The following is a 16,352-nucleotide window of genomic DNA, read 5'->3' as shown; positions in this document are numbered from 1 at the left end:
GAACGCGACATTCCACCGACTCCGAGGTGAACGTCAAACACCCGCCCGGTGCCCGAAGGCAACCGGACGGGTGGAGGATCACACAACGGACGGCGTCACCTGGTGCCGCGTCCGACTGGACGAAGCCACAACCGACGGCGTCACATGATCAGACGCGTACGGGTTCGTGCTCCTCCTCCGAAGCACCGGTCCCCGAGGCGCCGCCGCCGGTAGTCACCGTGTCACCGAGGCTCTTGCGGAGCTGCTCACCCTCGACGTCCACATTGGGCAGCGCGCGGTCGAGCCAGCGCGGCAGCCACCAGGCGGAACGCCCGAGCAGCGCCAGCACGGCGGGGACGATGGTCATACGAACGATGAACGCGTCGAAGGCGACCGCGATCGCGAGGCCGAAGCCCATCATCTTGATCATCGACTCGGAGGAGCCGATGAAGCCCGCGAAGACGCTGATCATGATGACCGCCGCGGCGGACACCACCCGCGCACCGTGGTTGAAGCCGGTGACGACGGCCTGGCTCGGCGACTCCCCGTGGACGTACGCCTCCCGCATCCGGGTGACGAGGAAGACCTCGTAGTCCATCGCGAGACCGAACACCACACCGATCATGAAGATCGGCATCATGCTCATGATCGGCCCGGTCTGCTCCACGCCCATCAGGCCGGACAGCCAGCCCCACTGGAAGACCGCCACGACCGCGCCCAGTGCCGCGAGCACCGACAGCAGGAAGCCGAGCGCCGCCTTGAGCGGCACCAGCACCGACCGGAACACGAGCATCAGCAGCAGGAACGCCAGGCCGACGACCAGCGCCAGGTAGGGCACCAGCGCGTCGTTCAGCTTCTGCGACACGTCGATGTTCATCGCGGTGGTGCCGGTGACCAGGACGTGCGCGCCGGTCGTACCGGTGAACTCACCCTGATGCCCGCGGATCGCGTGCACCAGGTCCTCGGTCTGCGCGCTGCTCGGCTTGGAGTCCGGCACCACCGAAAGGGTGGCCGTGTCGCCCTTGGTGTTGAAGGCGGGCGCGTTGACCGTCTTCACATCGGGGAAGCCGGTGATGGTCGTCTTGATCCGGTCGACCGCCGCCTTCGGGTCGTCGCTCGCCGCGGCGTCGACCACCACCATCAGCGGCCCGTTGAAGCCCGGCCCGTAACCGTCGGACAACAGGTCGTACGCCTTGCGCTGGGTGGTGCTGACCGGCTGCGAACCGTCGTCGGGCAGGCCCAGTTGCATGCTCGTCATCGGGATCGCGGCCAGGCCCAGCGCCACGACGCCCGCGACCAGGACCGGCACCCGGCGGCGTACCACCATGCGCGCCCAGCGGGTGCCCATGTTCGGCTTGCCGGTGTCGACCGCGCGCCCCTTGCGGACCTTGCGGCTGAGCGCCTTCGGTCCCGCGAAGCCGAGCAGCGCGGGAATCAGGGTGAGCGCGATCAGCACGGCGATGGCGACGGTGGCCGCCGCGGCCAGCCCCATCTTGGTCAGCATCGGGATGTTGACCACGGCCAGGCCCGCCAGCGCGATCAGCACGGTCAGACCGGCGAAGACCACCGCGGAGCCCGCCGTGCCGACCGCCCGGCCGGCCGCGTCCTCACCCTCTCGGCCCTCCATCAGCTCATGCCGGTGTCGCGACACGATGAACAGCGCGTAGTCGATACCGACCGCCAGTCCGATCATCGACGCGAGCGTGGACGACGTGCTGGACAGACCGAGCGTGCTGGCCAGCGCGGTGATCGACGCGATCCCGATACCCACACCCATGATCGCGGTCAGCAGCGGGAGCCCCGCCGCGACCAGCGAACTGAACGTGATCAGGAGCACGACCGCCGCGATGCCGACACCGAAGATCTCGCTGTTCCCGGTCTCCACCGACGCCTGGAGCGCCGTACCGCCGGTCTCCACCGTCAGCCCGGCGTCCCTGCCGTGCTGCGCCGCGTCCTCCAGCGCCGTGTGCGTGGCGTCGGTGATGTCGGAGGACTTGGCCGTGTAACTGACCGACGCGTAAGCGGTGGTGCCGTCCTTGCTGATCGCGTCACCGCCGGCGGCGAACGGATCGGCGACCGTCGCCTTCTGCGGTGTGCTCTTCAGCTCGTCGACGACCTTCTCGACCGCCGCCTTGTTCGGTCCCGCGGTGATCTTCTGACCGTCGGGTGCCTGGAAGACCATGCGCGCGCTCGCGCCGTCGGCGTTCGTGCCGGGGAAACGCTCATGCAGCAGGTCGAACGCCTGCTGCGCCTCGGTGCCGGGCACCGTGAAGTTGTCGCTCGGCGCGGACGGCGCGGTCGCCGCGCCGACACCGGCGAGCGCCAGCAGCGCCACCCATATCAGTACGACGAACCGCCGTCGCCGGAAAGCGAGCCGGCCCAGCTTGTAGAGGAATGTGGCCATGGGGGCGTGGGCTCCCGTCAGGAGGATGGAAATGTGGGCGTGAGGAACCAGCCCGACGACGAGAGCGGCGTGTCAGGTGGAGCGGTGGTGCGGGGAATGTCGTGCTGAGGAAGTCGTGCTGAGTCGTGCCGGGGCGCCGAGTCGTGCTGAGTGGCGCGGGGAAAGGTCAGATCACATCAGTGGTCACTGCGCTTCGTCACGACAGACGCAGGGCGGGGACGACCACCGCGTCGATGTATCTGTGTGAGAAGTCGGGGTCGGGGTCGAGACCTTCGATGATGGGCCGCGCCAATGCGGCCCCGAACAGCAGGTGCGGGACGAAGTCGCGTGCCGGATTGTCGGCGGCCAGCTCACCGCGGTCCACGGCGCGCTGCACAAGAGCCCGGAAGCTGACCAGCTCCGGCTCGATGAGCAGCTCCCGCAGGGCGCGGAACAGGTCCTCGTTCCTGAAGGCCGCGTGAGCGAGCCCGCGCATGAGTTCCTGGTCCCGCTTGGTCTCGTCCTGGTCGTGACAGCGGATGAGTTCGTGCAGGTCACCGCTGAGCGAGCCCGTGTCGATGTCCGCCGTGGACACCGACTTGGAGTGCCGCAGCGCGGTGGCCACGAGTTCCGGCTTGCCCTTCCACTGGCGGTAGAGGGTCGCCTTGCTGGAACGCGTACGGGACGCGACCGCGTCCATCGTCAGCGCCTCGTAGCCGACCTCACGCAGCAGCTCGACCACCGCCGCGTAGAGCTCGTGCTCGCGCTCGGGGGTCAGGCGCGTACGACGCGTGGCGGAAACCTCAGCCGTCATGTCGCCCTGCCCTCCGAGTCGAAACGATGTCGTACACATAACCATAGACGGCCCGCGATCGAAACGCCACCGTTTCGATCGTGGGTCGAATCACGTTCACGACGCTCAACCGTGCCCGCGCCCTCGCGCGTACGGATCCGCACCGCCGATCTGCTGCGCCGCGGTCGACGTCGCGCCCCGGTTCAGGCGGGAAGCGCCAGCGTGTGACCGGTGTGCTCGACCTTCGCCCGCAGGTAGCTGACATTCGCCGCCGATACGTGGACGGCGGTCGGAATCCGCTCGACCACGGCCGTCCCGAGCGCGGTGAGCTGCCGCGCCTTGTCCGGGTTGTTGCTCAGCAGCCGTATGCCGTCGACCCCGAGCGCCGCCAGCATCTGGGCCGCCGCGGTGTAGTCCCGCTCGTCCTCGCCGCGCCCGAGCGCGCGATTCGCCTCGTACGTGTCGAGGCCGTCGTCCTGGAGCGCGTACGCGTCGAGCTTCGCGTACAGACCGATCCCCCGGCCCTCCTGCCGCAGATACAGCAGATACCCGCCGGTCTCCGCGATCCGCTCGACCGCCTCGCGCAACTGCGGCCCGCAATCGCACCGCTGCGACCCGAACACGTCCCCCGTCAGGCACTCCGAATGCGGTCTGACCAACGGCGACTCGGCGCCCTCGTAGTCCCCGAGTCCCAGCGCCAGGTGCTCCTTGCCGTCCACCAGACCGGTGAACGTGAACACGTCCGCCGTCGTCCCCCACCCGTCCGAGAACCGCAGCGGCACCCGCACCTTCGTCCGTATCCCGGCGGCCGGCAGCGGATTCTCCCCGCCCCGCGCCGCGTTGACCGCCGTGCCCGACGCACTGGTCGACACCTTCGACGCCATACTGACCCCCTCATAAGATCTTGAAACATCAAGCTCTTTCGGCGGTCGGATTATTTCCCCCACCCCGAGATGTGACCCAGGCCACACGCATAAGTCGCCGTCCCCGCTCCCTCCTCGACCCGCCCGATACGGCCGCCCCCGGGTCCGCCACGCGCACTGACCGTCAGCCGCAAGCTGTTCCGGCACCGCCAGGCCGACCAGGCGATCGGCGCGATGTGCGCGTCCTACGTCAACTCCGCCAACCTCGGCATCCCGGTCGCCGTACACGTCCTGCACGACACGTCCTTCATCGTGTGCGCGGCGCTCTTCCAGATGCTCTTCGTCACCCCGCTGATCCTCGTCCTGATCGACCTCGACACCCACCGCGGCGTCGGCGCGCTGTGGCGGCGCATGCTCCGACTCCCCTTCCGCAACCCGGTGATCGCCGCCTCCACCACGGGCCTGGCGGTGGCCGCCACCGGACTGACCCTGCCCGCCGAAGTGGTCTCCCCCGTCCAACTGCTCGGCGGCGCGGGCGTTCCCTCCGCGCTCTTCGCCCTCGGCATGTCGCTGCACGCCCGTTCCCGCCCCACCCCGGCCGCGCGCACCGAACGCCGTCTGCTGGCCGGCCTCAAGACCGTCGTCCGCCCCCTCCTGGCCTATCTGCTGGCCCGCTACGCCTTCGCCCTCTCCGGCAACGCCCTCTTCGCCGTCGTCCTGTGCGCCGGACTTCCCACCGCGCAGAACGCCTTCATCTTCGCCTCCGAATACCGGCTCCCCACCGACCTCCCCCGCGACACCGTCCTGCTCACCACCCTGCTCTCGATGGTCACCCTCACCCTGATCGCCTACGCGCTCGGCTGACCCCCGCCCCCACCGGCGGACGGCGTCACCGGCTGCCCCACCTCGTACGTGAGGTAGGCGAATTGACCGACCCGCTCCACGTCCGTCAACCGCAGCCGCCCCCCGTCCAGCCGTCGGGGCAGCAGCGGCGCCCCCGCTCCCAGCGTCACCGGCGCGACGCCGAGGATGATGTCGTCCAGCAGCCCGGCGTCGGCGAAGTTCCCGACCAACTCGCCGCCGCCGAGCAGCCACACGTTCTCCCCGTAGCCGCGGCTGCCACCGCTCCCCTCCCGCGCCGCGGCCACCATCTCCGCGTGCACCGGCCGTACGTCGCCCTGGACGAAGCGGATGTCCGCCCCCGGCACGGCGGGCAGATCGTCCCGGTGCGTGAAGACCCAGCACGGCCGGCCCCCGTACCAGCGCCGCCACTCCTCCGGCCGGTCCACCACCTTCTCGTGCTCCAGCACCCAGCGGTACGTCGTCGCACCCATCGCCAGCACCCCGACGCCCGCTATGAAGCGCTCGAACGGCTCTCCGGGTTCGGTGTCCACCTCGAAGAGCCAGTCGAGCGAATTCGCCTCGTCGGCGAGGAATCCGTCGAGCGTGGTCGCTGTGTAGTACTGAGTCCTGGTCACGGTCACAGCCTGCCACCCACCACTGACAATTGCCCCTCAAGCGGACATCGGCGCAGGTCGGCCGCGCTCAACGCCGCGGCAGCGGCGGCCCGTCCCGGTCCCGGGCCCTCACACCCCGAGCTGGCGTGCGGCGGCGTCCACCGTCTGCGCCAGCAGCACGGCGATCGTCATCGGCCCGACCCCGCCCGGCACCGGCGTGATCAGCCGCGCACGACCGCGGGCCGTCTCGAAGTCCACGTCGCCGACATTGCCCGCGTTGTACCCGGCGTCGATCACCACCGCGCCCGGCTTGATGTCCTGACCCCGGATCAGCCGGGGCCGCCCCACCGCCGCCACCACGACGTCCGCTTCCGCGACCACCGCGGCCAGGTCCTCGGTACGCGAGTGGCAGTACGTCACCGTCGCGTCCTTCGCGAGCAGCAGCATCCCGACCGGCTTGCCCAGGATCGCGCTGCGGCCCACCACGACCGCGCGCTTCCCCGCGAGCCCGACCTCGTACTCCTCCAGCAGCCGCATGATGCCGCCCGGCGTGCACGACACGAACCCCGGCAGACCGAAGCTCATCGCGCCGAACGAGCTGACCGTGACGCCGTCGACGTCCTTCTCCGGCGCGATGGCCTCGAACGCCGCCCGCTCGTCGATGTGCGGGCCCACCGGATGCTGCAACAAGATGCCGTGCACCTCGGGGTCGGCCGACAGCGCGCCGAGCGTCTCCACGAGTTCCGCCGTACTGGTCCGCGCGGGAAGCGCCACATGGCGCGACAGGATTCCGGCCTTCGCGCTGCGCGACTGCTTCATCCGCACATACGTCACCGACGCGGGATCCTCACCCACCAGCACCGTCGCCAGGCACGGCGCGAATCCTGTGCGCCGCGCAAGGATCGACGCCTTGGCGGCGGTCTCCCCCATGATGCGCCGGGCAAGACCGGCCCCGTCCATGAGCCGCGCGGTATGTGTCGATGCCACCGTTGCCTCCAGGCGTGTTCAGTCCACTCGCCCAGGCGCACGGCACCGACGTATGCGTCAGGCCGCTCCCCGGTGGTACTCCACCTCAGCGCCAGTCACGGCCCACCCGCACTCTATCCGCCCCCGCCGCCCCCGTCCCGTGTCGCCGGTGCCGGGCCGGGACCGCAAGCCGCCCTGAAAAACTCCGCCGCCCTGAACCGTCTCGAACGGACCCCGTAAACGACAGAAATCCCGTCCGATCATGAAGACCGGCGGGATTCCGTCAAACGTTCCCGAAATCGCCCAGGAACGGCCTTGTTGTGGGGTGTTGACGAATACCTCTGATCAGGCACACGTGGCGCCCGTGAAGATCGCTTCCCGCGGAAAGGTTGATCGTTTCCCGCGCGAGGTGTCAGCGAGGGGCCTCAGTCCCACCAGAAGTCCCAGTTGTGGACACCGGTGAGCCGCTCAGCGTACGCGCCCAGTGTGTACGGGCGTCTGCCCTGCCAGATGTTGTCAGGGCAGAAGGCGAAGTGCTCCGCAGCGACCAGGAGGGCGTCCTCCTCAGTTGTGGGTGGGGCTGCGACGCTGAGATGCAGGGTGGAGAAGCCGACAGCGACGACACGGGCGCCGAACCGGTTCTCCCAGTCGCCGACGATCGCGGAGAACTTCGCCGTGTCGTTGTCGTAGTTGGCGGGACCGGACCATCCTGCCGTTGTGAGGGCTTCTGCGCCGGATGCGGCGGTGACCAGCCCGAGACGCGACTTGGGGTGGTCGGAAAGGAACACCTCGGCGTACTCGGCGGCCAGTTGGTCAGCGCTCAACACGGCTTCTCGGCTGGGTGCGCGTCCAGGCCAGCTTTGCTCGAAGGGGGCGGTGACGGCGAGGCGCCGATCGGCCGACAGCATGTCGTCGTCTTCATCGACGGCGGTATACGTCGCCCACCACTTCGCGAGAAGGGCGGTTGGGTCGTGGCTCGTGGCAGCGGACATCTGCTGTGGAAAAACCTCGCCCGATCCCCAGGGGCGGAATTCGGCATCCTCGGGGTCGAGCGCGTCCAGCAGCAGGGGCCACTGGCCGGAGCCTCTGTGTTCGGCGTGCATCCGAGCCCACAGCCCGGCTGCGGCCGGCTCGTCGCTGAGCCATAGGGGTTGGGAATCCCCATCGCCTTCACTGGACGTGATCATCCGGCCGGGCGGCATCACTGAGCGGATCCGAGCACACCGTCACGGAACTGTTGGAAGGTGTGCCAGCCCGACGTCTGTCCCGGATTGATCAGGTCCCCTTCGGCGAGATCGAGCACCTTGCACCGCAAAGCCTCTGCAAGGCGGAAGACGGGTGCCAACACGTCGTCGCCGGAGCCCCGAATGTGAAGCATGATCGAGTCCACCGGGTCTTCTGAGCCGATGCTGAGTTCGATGGACCAAGTGGGGCCGGACAGGTCGCCCCACGTGGGGTCCGAGAGATCAGCTTCGGGAGCGGCCCGGGTGACAGCCGCGAGCACGTCGCATTGCCGGCCGAGCGGTTCCGACGAGTAGTCGTCGGGAAGCTCGTGCATCGAGGTGACCTCGTCGGGCAAGCGGAGGAGGAGCACATCCCAGCTCATGGTGGCCTTTCAGGCAGGACTCAAGTAGCGGTCGCGGTCGGTCAGATCAGGCTGAACTGCTCTCCAGGAGGCTGTGGCAGGAGCACGTTCTGCAACTGGCGGACGTTCGCGCGCCAGGAGGCGCCACTCGGCTCGGCCCACAGCTCCATCAGATCGGACGGCTCGGTCATGACACGGCCGAGGGCCTGACGTGCCAGATCGCGCAGGCCGGGGAGATCAGGAAGGAGCTCTTCCGGCCCATAAACGGGATCAGCAGGCTCACCCCCGGGACACTGCGCCGCGACGAGGGCGGCCGCGGCCACGACTACCTCTGATTCTGGCGCTTCGTGGTAGTCCACGGTGTCGATCACACGGGTGAGAGCGCCGCGGACGAGGCCCTCGCGTTCGCCTGCGGCAGCCTCGTCAAGGTCGCCACAGAAGTCCGCTGCGGTGTCGTTGCCGAAGGGGCCGACGTCCCAAGTGCCCATAAGTCTCTTCCCATCACGGTGCTGATCGAGGAATCCTGACAGAGGCCACTGACAGCGGCCGCACGGACCGGACCAGCGTGAAGTACGCCGGGGTCGGGAACGGCTGCCAGACGTGGGTCTGACCAGCACGTCCAACGCCTTTGGAGATCGCTTCCCGAGTGGTGATCGCTTCCCGGGAGAAGCGTGGGCCGCCTATGGGGCGGAAATGTCGTGCAGGTTGCCGCATGCGTCCTCTCGGATGTGCAGCCGACGCAGGTCTTGCAGTGCTGCGGCTGGGAAGGGGTGTTGCACCCACTTTGCTCGGTAGCCCTCTTCGCCGTGAAGCCGCAACACTGACTGCGCGGCCTCGATGACAGCGTGACTCAGGGCGCTACGGCTTTGCGTCGAGGTCCATACGAGCGTGCCGGCATCGTCGTTCGCGTCGAAGCTCGCGGACATGTCTGGGAAGCGGTAGATCGTTATGTCCACGTCCGGCCCCAGACGTCGGAGGACCCACCTGACTTCGGCCGGTTCGAGGTCGAAGGAGAACCGGTGGACGGAGTTCAGGCTGTAGAGGCCGGCAACGCGGTGAAGCAGGTCGGCAAGGGCATCGGTGAGGTAGCTGACGATGTCCTTGCGCTCCGACGACCCGTCTGCGATGCGGCAGGTTGCCCAGCCGGACCCGCTGAGTTCCCAGCTGAACTGGAGATCAGGCACCGGCCTCGTCCTCCCACCTTCGGCGTCCGACTTGGCGAAATTGGGCCAACAGCCGGAAGAACTCCTCGACCGGTGTGGAGTCCGCTGGTGTCGCACGCTCGATGCCTGCTGCCCAGCTGAGGGAACCGGAGATGCCCTGCTGCTCACGAAGCCAGTAGGTGAAGTCCCCGTCGGGCCAGAAATCGAAGGGTTCGTTGATGTCGTGCACGCCCAGTGCGACTCGGTAGCCGATGAGGATGGAGTGCAGGTGCTGGAGTGAGCCGCCGGGAAGCCGCATGCCAGGTCGCAGACGGACCTGCTCCAGGAAGTCGTAGACGCTGGTGCACTCCTGCCAGTGCTTGACGCTGTTCTGGGGGCTGTCCTCTGCCGGCACGAGATGAGCTTACGGCGCGGACGGGAGTTGTCGTGGGGCGACGCGGTGCGGGCGGAAGGCAGGCGTGTGTGGTCGTTTGGAGGCATGAGCGGTCACCTTCTGCGATCTTGGTGCGCTCCCTTCTACGGTTGCCTGGAGCTTCGGGGGCCGTGGAAGCCGGCTGTCGGCTGCGGGCGATTGGCGGGACGAGATGACATCGCTGTTTCAGCGTCTGGATGAGGAAGAAGCCATCGTGCGCGGCGAGTTGTCCGCGTTGCGGGAGAAGATCACCGTCGCCGAGGAACGGCTGGCGCGGTTGACCATCACCCGGGAGACGGCGGAATCGCTTCTGGGCGGCGGTGCTTCCACCGAGGGTCCTCAGGCAGCGTCGGAAGAGGCCGGGCAGGCGCCGCCCGCCAGCAGTTCGCCCCGCGGTTCGGCCGAGGTCTCAGCTTCGGCTGATGGCGATAGCTCGGGTGCTTCTGCCGCGTCCGGGACCCAGTTGGACTGGGAGGTGGCACGCGAGCAGATGCTGGTGCTTCTGGCTGGGGCTGGGCGGGCGATGAAGGTGCAGGACATCTGCGTGGCGATCGGCGAGGACGTCACGAGCACGCGGCGGGTGGAGACGACCCGTTCCCGGCTGAAGCGGATGGCGAAAGAGGGCCGGGTGGTTGAAGGCCCGACGGCGTATTTCTCGATCGCGCCCACGGATGGCGGACACCGCCAGGAAGGAGTGGGCATGAGGTGACGCGACGGCCGCCGGTGCGGCCGGGGAGGGTGGCACCGCCGAGGGTTCAGCTCGGCGGTGCCGAATGTGCGTGAGCGCCCAAGTGAACGGTGGCTCCCGCGTTTTCGAGCGTAGTAGATACCTTTCCCCCTCAAAGCGTGGAGCCGCGAAGTCGTCATGCCCGGTCGCCGTTGTGCGGTTCCGGGCGCGAATCGAGGCTCAATGCGTCCCAGTTCGATCGGTCGTGGAATTTCGCGGCCACAGCCGCCCTCCGGTGAACGCGCCCAGTCGGGCGACAGTGGCCACGTCGGGCCAGGACCGGCCCGGCGAGCAGATCCGCGATGGCCTGCCGGTTGACTCCGGAACCGGCCGCCGCCGCCCGCAGGCTTAGTCCCTGATCGGCCAGCGCCCGGGTGAGGGCGAGGGCGATCTGTCGGACCGCCTCGGCCGCGGGGTCAGTGCCGGCCGGTTCGGGCCAGGCTTCCGGATCGCGAGTCATCTGCCGGGGGGAGCGTGCGCGGGCGCGTCCGCCGACCATGCGCGCACCATCCTGTCCGTCGAAGTCGATCACGCTTGGAATGGCTGCTTGTCCAGCCGGTATGTATGGCCGTGGTCGTTGATCCCGATACGTCTGCGAAGATCGCCCGCTACCGCCCCCGGCAGGCTCCACCGCTCTGGGACGAGGTCGCGCCACTCCTCAGCTCGGTGGCCGCTGCCACGGTGAGCTCGGTTCCCTACGAGGTGGAGAGGCTGCTGCACGTCCTCGGGCGCCTGGCGTTGTGGGCCGAGCCGGCGGGGCTGGAACGCGATCCGGATACGTGGTTGCGCAATGAGGTGATCGACGCGTTCGTCCTGTCGCGGGCAGGAGACATCGAAACGTCGTCGGTGCGGACCTACCGGACGTGGCTCCTGCGGGTGCGGGATGCTCTGGCCTTCAGCGAGCGCGGAGAGGCAGCCCCGTCGCGGATGCACGCGGAAGCGTCTCCGCACCAGCCCTACACGGCAGCCGAGTTGGCGGGTCTGCGGCAGTGGGCCGATCACCTGCCGGGCCAGCAGCGGACCGATGCCCTGGCACTTCTGGGCCTGGGCGCGGGGCTGGGGCTCACGCCCAGGGAGGTGGCGGCCAGTCGCGGCGTCGATCTGCGACGTCCTCGCCAAGGCGGGCCGCTGCTGCACAAGGGCGTCAAGCGTGTGGTCCCGCTCGTCGCCCGAGCCGGCTGGGATGCCCTGCTGGGCGAACTGGCGGAACGGGCGGGCAGCGGGTACGTGTTCCGGCCCGCGCGGACCGTCGAATACTCCAAGAACCTGATCGGCTCCTGGTCCCTGATGCACCGGCCGCCGGGGAATACGCCCGCGGTGTCCGTGGACCGGCTGCGAGCGACGTGGATCGTCGAGTTGATGCGCGCGCATATTGATCACCACCTGATCGCCCAAGCGGCCGGACTGGCTTCCGCCGCCTCCCTGGCCCGCTGGCAGCATCTGGTGCCGCCCGTGGACGAGGCGACCGCAGCCCGGCTGTTGCGGGGCCCGGAGCAGCGGTGACCAAGCCCCGGGCCTGGCGGAACCCGGAGAAGATCAAGCGCTGCCGACCCCGGCCGGTGACCGACGCCCCCTTCGAGATCCCCGATTCCAAGGTCGGCCAGCTCGATGCCGTCCTGCACCAGTCCGGGGTGCTGGAGCTGATTGACGCCGAGTTGGCGGGCCGCCCGGGACCGAAGGGGCTGCCAGTGCGGACCGTGCTGGTGGGATTGCTGCTGGCGCTGCATCACCACCGCAGCGCGAGCCTCGCGGACGTCTGCCGGGTTCTGCTCGATGAGCTGCGGGCCCCTACCCGCTCCTGGCTCGGCATCCCGGACAACAGCAGGGCTGACGGCCACGCCAGGATCGCGTTCTCCCGCCGCGTCTACCGGTCCTTCGACCGCCTGACCACCGCCCTGGACCCGCAGCGCTGCGACCGGCGCCGCCGGCTTCCCGCCGAAGAGGCCGGGATCGTGGCCGACGCCTGGGAGGACACGGACGCCGAGCACTAACGGCGCCTGGAGCTGCTGCAGGAGATCAGCGATCGTCTGATCCTGATCACCGTCCGCCTCGCTCACCGCCGGGGCCTGCTCAAGGGCTGGCGGGGCGACATCGGCGCCGACACCACACCGATTCCCGCCTGGCACCAGCCTCCCCGCGAACGACGGGGCCTGGCCTCCGTCGAGCTCACCGCGGGCTGGCACTACTGCGGAGGCTCCGAGGAAGGAATCTTCGGGCACTCCGCCAGCCTCCTGGTCGCCGCCAGCCGACGGCACCCCGCAGGTCACCCGCAGGCCGGTGAACGTGTCAGCCGGCATCCGCAACTCGCCCTCGGCCTCGTCCTGGACACCACGGGCAAGCGCATCGGCCCGATCCCGCAAGGCGAACGGCTGCGGCCCTTGCCCATGAACGAGCTGCCGCGGATCTGCCAGAAGCCAACGATCACCGTCCGGCCAGGTGGCCTCGGCAAACTCGACAAATTCCGCCAGGACCGCCATTACCTCCACCCCACCTGGCAGGACGTCTACCGGCCCGAGCGGGCGAACATCGAAGGTCTCAAAGGCAGAGCCAAGAGCCACGGCATCGACATCTCCGACCCCGCCGAACGGCTCGCCCACGGGCGAGTCGCGCAGACCATCCTGCTCGCGCTGATGATCTGCAGCATCAACCTGCACATCCTGTTCACCTGGCAGCAGACCACCGGCACCGAGCGAGCCCTCACCACCCTCTGCGAAGCCGGCGCACCCAGCAGTCCAGCACTCTCGCCTCCCGCCGCGACCAGGGTTCCTCCGCCCGCACGACCGCAGATCCGCACCGTCACCTGAGAGCTCAGCACCACACGCGATCACGCACGCCCGGCTAAGGCCCCGGAACGCCTTCCGCACCCGACCCACCCCGGCCCCACAGGCTGTCGACCACCGGACAGATGTCACGACGCCTGCCGCGTTCGGACAGCACATCGAACAGACTCCAGAAACGACGAGATCCCGCCCGATCAATCAGATCGGACGGGATCTCGTCAACCGTTCACCAGACAACTCGTGAACAGTCGGTTGTGGACCTGAGGGGATTCGAACCCCTGACCCCCTCGATGCGAACGAGGTGCGCTACCGGACTGCGCCACAGGCCCTTGCAACGAGGAAAACTCTAGCATCCCGAGACGGGTGGTCGTGAACGCGATTCACGCTGGTCCGGATGGCCGGGAAGCCTGGCGGCACTACTCGTTGGCGGCGCGGGGGCGGTCGGAGGGGTCGGCGTACTGGTCGAAGAGCGGGGTGCGGGGGGTGCGCGGGCGCGGGCGGCGCGGCTGGGGGGCGGCCGGGGCCGACTCCTGCGCGGCAGCCGCCGGGGCGGATTCCGCGGCGGCGGTGCCGGACCTGGCGGCGCTCCACGTGTCGGGCGCGCCGGGGTCGACGCCGCCCGGTGTACGGGGAGCGACCGGAGCCGTCACATAGGTGGGCAGCGGGACCGGTACGGGCTCCCAGCCGTCGTCGTTGTTCTGCTGCGCGCGCTGCTGGTCGACCCACTCGGCGTGGTCGGTCTGCTCGACGAGGGCGCGCCGGTCGGCCGTACGCGGCGAAGGCGCGGGGCGTTCGGCGGGCGCCGCCTGGTGCTGGTGCTGGTGCTCCTCAGCGGCCGGTTCGGGGCGGGCGCGCAGGCGTCGGGCGGCCTCGGCGGCGTACCGCTGGTCGATGCGCACCTCGAAGCGACGCCGCTCTTGGCGACGCATCTGGCCGATGTAGACCGTCAGCAGAACGGCCGGGATGGCGGGCGCCCAGAGCAGCGCGACGCCGCCGACGGCCGCCGCGACGGCGCCGACGGTGAAGCCGAGGAAGAGCAGTGTCGTGGTGCGGCGACGGCGCGCGAGCACCTTGGCGCGCGGATTGGGCACGCCGGGGCGGGCACCATGCGCGGTGTGCGCACCATGCGCGCCGGCCGCGCCCTGAGTACCGCGTGCTCCGTGGACGCCGTGGGCGCCCTGCGGGATGCCCGGCCGCACCTCGGTCGCGGGCACGGCGAGTCCGCGGACGTCCACCGCTCCGGCGAGGTCGTCCTCGGATACGTCGTCGGCTGCGTCCTGCGCGGGTTCGACGCTCTCACCTCGCGCCTTCGCGACACGCCGCTCCATCGCCGCGCGCCCGGACAGAAGCCGGATGGCGGTGCTGAAGCGTTCCGTCGGACGCGCTTCGTTGAGCTCATCCTGCCTACGGAGCCACATGGGCACCAAGTAGGCAGCCCAGGCCCCGACGATGACTGCGTAGATGAGGCCACTACTGCTCACGCGTTACACGGTAGGGGTGATCGAGACACGCCATACGCAATTTGGCCCGGTGTGTCGCACGATCTGGCTGATATGCCGAGATTTTTTTGCGATTGGCTTCATTTTCGAACAATTGTTTTATTTCTGGTGCGTCCCGGGCCTGGCCTGCCGCCAGCGGTTCAGCAACCCCTCCGGGACTTCCTCAGCCGTCAGCGCGTAGACCAGATGGTCCCGCCATCCACCGTCGATATGCAGATAGCGCGGACGCAGCCCCTCCTCCCGGAAACCGAGCTTTTCGGCCACCCTGCGGCTGGGACCGTTCTCCGGGCGAATGCACACCTCGATGCGGTGCAGTCCGACGCGCCGGAAGCAGTGGTCGACGGCGAGCGCCACCGACGTCGGCATCACACCGCGCCCGGCGACCGCCTCGTCCACCCAGTAACCGACGTGCGCCGAGCACATCGACCCCCAGGTGATGCCCGCGACGGTGAGCTGCCCCGCGAGCCGCCCCTGGTACTCGATCACGAACGGCAGCATCCTGCCCGCGCTCGCCTCCGAGCGCAGGTGCCGCACCATCTGACGGTACGTGGGGCGCTGCGCGACATGGCCGGGCGGGGCGGGCGGCACGGTGGCCTCCCACGGACGCAGCCAGTCACGGTTGCGCCGGTTGACCTCGCGCCAGGCGCGCTGGTCACGCATCCGGATCGGGCGGAGGGTGATGTCACCGTCCACCAACTCAACCGGCCAGGACCCGTTCAGCTCGGTCTCCCAGGGACTGAAGTCGTTTGGTCATTCAAGTGATCGCCGCCATGGATCTGGTCGACGGCGTGCACCAGGAGCGGGGCGAGTACGGCGAGGCCGTCCTTGACCCCGCCGCTCGAACCGGGAAGGTTCACCACCAGCGTGCGCCCGCACACCCCCGCCACGCCACGGGAGAGCACGGCGGTCGGCACCTTCTCCCGGCCCGCCGCGCGGATCGCCTCGGCGATACCGGGGATCTCGTAGTCGAGCAGTTCCCGGGTGACCTCGGGAGTACGGTCCGTCGGCGAGATACCGGTGCCTCCGGTGGTCACCACCACGTCGTACGCGGCCTCGGCCGCCTCCCGCAGCGCCTCGCCGACGGGCGCGCCGTCGGGTACGACCCGCGGGCCGTCCACGGTGAAACCCCACTCCCGGAGCGCGGCGACGATCAGCGGGCCGCCGCGGTCCTCGTACACCCCCGCGGAGGCGCGGTTGGACGCGGTGACGGCGAGCGCGCGCAGGGTGCGGCCCGGCGCGGCCTGCGGTACGGCGGGCCCGGTCATGCGCGGTGCCAGTCGCCGGACTTGCCGCCGGTCTTCTCCTCGACCCGCACATCGGTGATGACCGCCGCCTTGTCGACGGCCTTCACCATGTCGATGACCGTGAGCGCGGCGACGGTGACCGCGGTCAGCGCCTCCATCTCCACCCCGGTGCGGTCGGTGGTCTTCACGGTGGCGGTGATCTCCACGGCGTCGTCGGCCACCACCAGGTCGACTGTCACACCGGACACCGCCAACGGGTGACAGAGCGGGATCAGGTCAGGGGTGCGCTTGGCGCCCATGATCCCGGCGATCCGCGCGGTGGCGATGGCGTCGCCCTTCGGAACACCTGCGCCGCGCAGAAGTTTGATGACGCCGGGATCGACCAGGACCCGTCCTGTCGCCCTGGCCGTGCGCGCGGTGACGTCCTTGGCGGAGACGTCGACCATTCGGGCCGCGCCTGCCTCGTCGAGGTGGGTGAGGTGCTGCTGCGCGCTGCTCATC

The 16,352-nt window shown here is 69.3% G+C and carries 20 protein-coding genes, 1 tRNA gene and 1 riboswitch; of the genes, 5 read left to right on the top strand and 16 right to left on the bottom strand.

The features are described 5' to 3' along the window. Positions 1-148: 148 nt before the first annotated feature. The 3 genes from ACZ4EF_RS03140 to ACZ4EF_RS03130 all read right to left on the bottom strand — a co-directional run bounded on the left by ACZ4EF_RS03140 (position 149) and on the right by ACZ4EF_RS03130 (position 4,039). On the bottom strand, positions 149-2,383 hold the full coding sequence (locus ACZ4EF_RS03140; protein WP_467502459.1) for an MMPL family transporter: 2,235 nt from the start codon (positions 2,381-2,383) through the stop codon (positions 149-151). 196 nt (positions 2,384-2,579) lie between these two features. Beyond that, positions 2,580-3,176, bottom strand: a complete 597-nt coding sequence (locus tag ACZ4EF_RS03135; protein ID WP_188282412.1) for a TetR/AcrR family transcriptional regulator — start codon at positions 3,174-3,176, stop codon at positions 2,580-2,582. A gap of 182 nt (positions 3,177-3,358) precedes the next feature. Continuing rightward, positions 3,359-4,039: a GTP cyclohydrolase II gene (locus tag ACZ4EF_RS03130; RefSeq protein ID WP_355337878.1), complete on the bottom strand. Its 681-nt coding sequence runs from the start codon at positions 4,037-4,039 to the stop codon at positions 3,359-3,361. Between the two features lie 126 nt (positions 4,040-4,165). Between ACZ4EF_RS03130 and ACZ4EF_RS03125 the strand changes: the two genes are divergently transcribed. Next, positions 4,166-4,882 (top strand): AEC family transporter, encoded by a 717-nt coding sequence (locus ACZ4EF_RS03125; protein ID WP_467502640.1) that lies wholly within the window; start codon positions 4,166-4,168, stop codon positions 4,880-4,882. Here ACZ4EF_RS03125 and ACZ4EF_RS03120 read toward each other — a convergent pair. From ACZ4EF_RS03120 to ACZ4EF_RS03090, 7 genes are all read right to left on the bottom strand, one after another. Then, on the bottom strand, positions 4,867-5,496 hold the full coding sequence (locus ACZ4EF_RS03120) for a dihydrofolate reductase family protein (RefSeq protein WP_467502457.1): 630 nt from the start codon (positions 5,494-5,496) through the stop codon (positions 4,867-4,869). The two genes, ACZ4EF_RS03125 and ACZ4EF_RS03120, sit on opposite strands and share 16 nt — an antisense overlap. A gap of 108 nt (positions 5,497-5,604) precedes the next feature. Continuing rightward, a complete protein-coding gene (locus ACZ4EF_RS03115; RefSeq protein WP_401857512.1) occupies positions 5,605-6,435 on the bottom strand; it encodes a bifunctional 5,10-methylenetetrahydrofolate dehydrogenase/5,10-methenyltetrahydrofolate cyclohydrolase in 831 nt (276 codons plus the stop codon). A gap of 49 nt (positions 6,436-6,484) precedes the next feature. Then, positions 6,485-6,571: riboswitch (ZMP/ZTP riboswitch) on the bottom strand. 295 nt (positions 6,572-6,866) lie between these two features. Beyond that, on the bottom strand, positions 6,867-7,544 hold the full coding sequence (locus ACZ4EF_RS03110) for a DUF4253 domain-containing protein (protein ID WP_401310412.1): 678 nt from the start codon (positions 7,542-7,544) through the stop codon (positions 6,867-6,869). 98 nt (positions 7,545-7,642) lie between these two features. After that, positions 7,643-8,047, bottom strand: a complete 405-nt coding sequence (locus tag ACZ4EF_RS03105; RefSeq protein ID WP_401857365.1) for a hypothetical protein — start codon at positions 8,045-8,047, stop codon at positions 7,643-7,645. 41 nt (positions 8,048-8,088) lie between these two features. Continuing rightward, entirely contained in the window at positions 8,089-8,514 is a 426-nt protein-coding gene (locus ACZ4EF_RS03100; protein ID WP_391043396.1) for a DUF4259 domain-containing protein, read from the bottom strand. A gap of 192 nt (positions 8,515-8,706) precedes the next feature. Then, positions 8,707-9,210, bottom strand: coding sequence for a hypothetical protein (locus ACZ4EF_RS03095; protein ID WP_467502455.1), 504 nt, complete (start codon positions 9,208-9,210; stop codon positions 8,707-8,709). Further along, entirely contained in the window at positions 9,203-9,583 is a 381-nt protein-coding gene (locus ACZ4EF_RS03090; protein WP_401716268.1) for a hypothetical protein, read from the bottom strand. Before ACZ4EF_RS03090 ends, ACZ4EF_RS03095 begins: the two co-directional genes overlap by 8 nt. Before the next feature lie 190 nt (positions 9,584-9,773). Here ACZ4EF_RS03090 and ACZ4EF_RS03085 point away from each other — a divergent pair, with 190 nt between their 5' ends. Further along, positions 9,774-10,310, top strand: coding sequence for a hypothetical protein (locus ACZ4EF_RS03085; protein ID WP_467502453.1), 537 nt, complete (start codon positions 9,774-9,776; stop codon positions 10,308-10,310). A 154-nt stretch (positions 10,311-10,464) separates the two neighbouring features. Here the strand turns inward: ACZ4EF_RS03085 and ACZ4EF_RS03080 are convergent, their stop codons facing one another. Then, a complete protein-coding gene (locus tag ACZ4EF_RS03080) occupies positions 10,465-10,860 on the bottom strand; it encodes a hypothetical protein (RefSeq protein WP_467502451.1) in 396 nt (131 codons plus the stop codon). Positions 10,861-10,892: 32 nt separating this feature from the next. Between ACZ4EF_RS03080 and ACZ4EF_RS03075 the strand changes: the two genes are divergently transcribed. From ACZ4EF_RS03075 to ACZ4EF_RS03065, 3 genes are all read left to right on the top strand, one after another. Then, the gene (locus ACZ4EF_RS03075; RefSeq protein WP_467502449.1) at positions 10,893-11,831 is read left to right on the top strand and encodes a hypothetical protein; all 939 of its coding nucleotides are present in this window, start codon (positions 10,893-10,895) and stop codon (positions 11,829-11,831) included. After that, positions 11,828-12,319, top strand: a complete 492-nt coding sequence (locus ACZ4EF_RS03070) for a hypothetical protein (protein ID WP_467502447.1) — start codon at positions 11,828-11,830, stop codon at positions 12,317-12,319. The genes ACZ4EF_RS03075 and ACZ4EF_RS03070 overlap by 4 nt, the downstream gene beginning before the upstream one ends. A gap of 387 nt (positions 12,320-12,706) precedes the next feature. After that, positions 12,707-13,132: a hypothetical protein gene (locus ACZ4EF_RS03065; protein WP_467502445.1), complete on the top strand. Its 426-nt coding sequence runs from the start codon at positions 12,707-12,709 to the stop codon at positions 13,130-13,132. Between the two features lie 231 nt (positions 13,133-13,363). Here ACZ4EF_RS03065 and ACZ4EF_RS03060 read toward each other — a convergent pair. The 5 genes from ACZ4EF_RS03060 to moaC all read right to left on the bottom strand — a co-directional run bounded on the left by ACZ4EF_RS03060 (position 13,364) and on the right by moaC (position 16,351). Further along, positions 13,364-13,437, bottom strand: a tRNA-Ala gene (locus ACZ4EF_RS03060). Between the two features lie 87 nt (positions 13,438-13,524). Then, positions 13,525-14,589 (bottom strand): divisome protein SepX/GlpR, encoded by a 1,065-nt coding sequence (gene sepX / locus ACZ4EF_RS03055; protein WP_467502443.1) that lies wholly within the window; start codon positions 14,587-14,589, stop codon positions 13,525-13,527. 117 nt (positions 14,590-14,706) lie between these two features. Then, complete coding sequence (locus ACZ4EF_RS03050) at positions 14,707-15,327, bottom strand: GNAT family N-acetyltransferase (protein ID WP_188279753.1); 621 nt, start codon at positions 15,325-15,327, stop codon at positions 14,707-14,709. Then, positions 15,324-15,872: a MogA/MoaB family molybdenum cofactor biosynthesis protein gene (locus ACZ4EF_RS03045; RefSeq protein ID WP_467502441.1), complete on the bottom strand. Its 549-nt coding sequence runs from the start codon at positions 15,870-15,872 to the stop codon at positions 15,324-15,326. Before ACZ4EF_RS03045 ends, ACZ4EF_RS03050 begins: the two co-directional genes overlap by 4 nt. Beyond that, positions 15,869-16,351, bottom strand: coding sequence for a cyclic pyranopterin monophosphate synthase MoaC (moaC, locus tag ACZ4EF_RS03040; protein ID WP_355337867.1), 483 nt, complete (start codon positions 16,349-16,351; stop codon positions 15,869-15,871). The genes ACZ4EF_RS03045 and moaC overlap by 4 nt, the downstream gene beginning before the upstream one ends. Between the last annotated feature and the right edge of the window lies 1 nt (position 16,352).

The sequence above is a fragment of the Streptomyces sp. NPDC025721 genome (assembly GCF_055558595.1).
The sequence above is the reverse complement of the archived record's forward strand: the minus strand, read 5'-3'. Positions and strand labels throughout refer to the sequence as shown.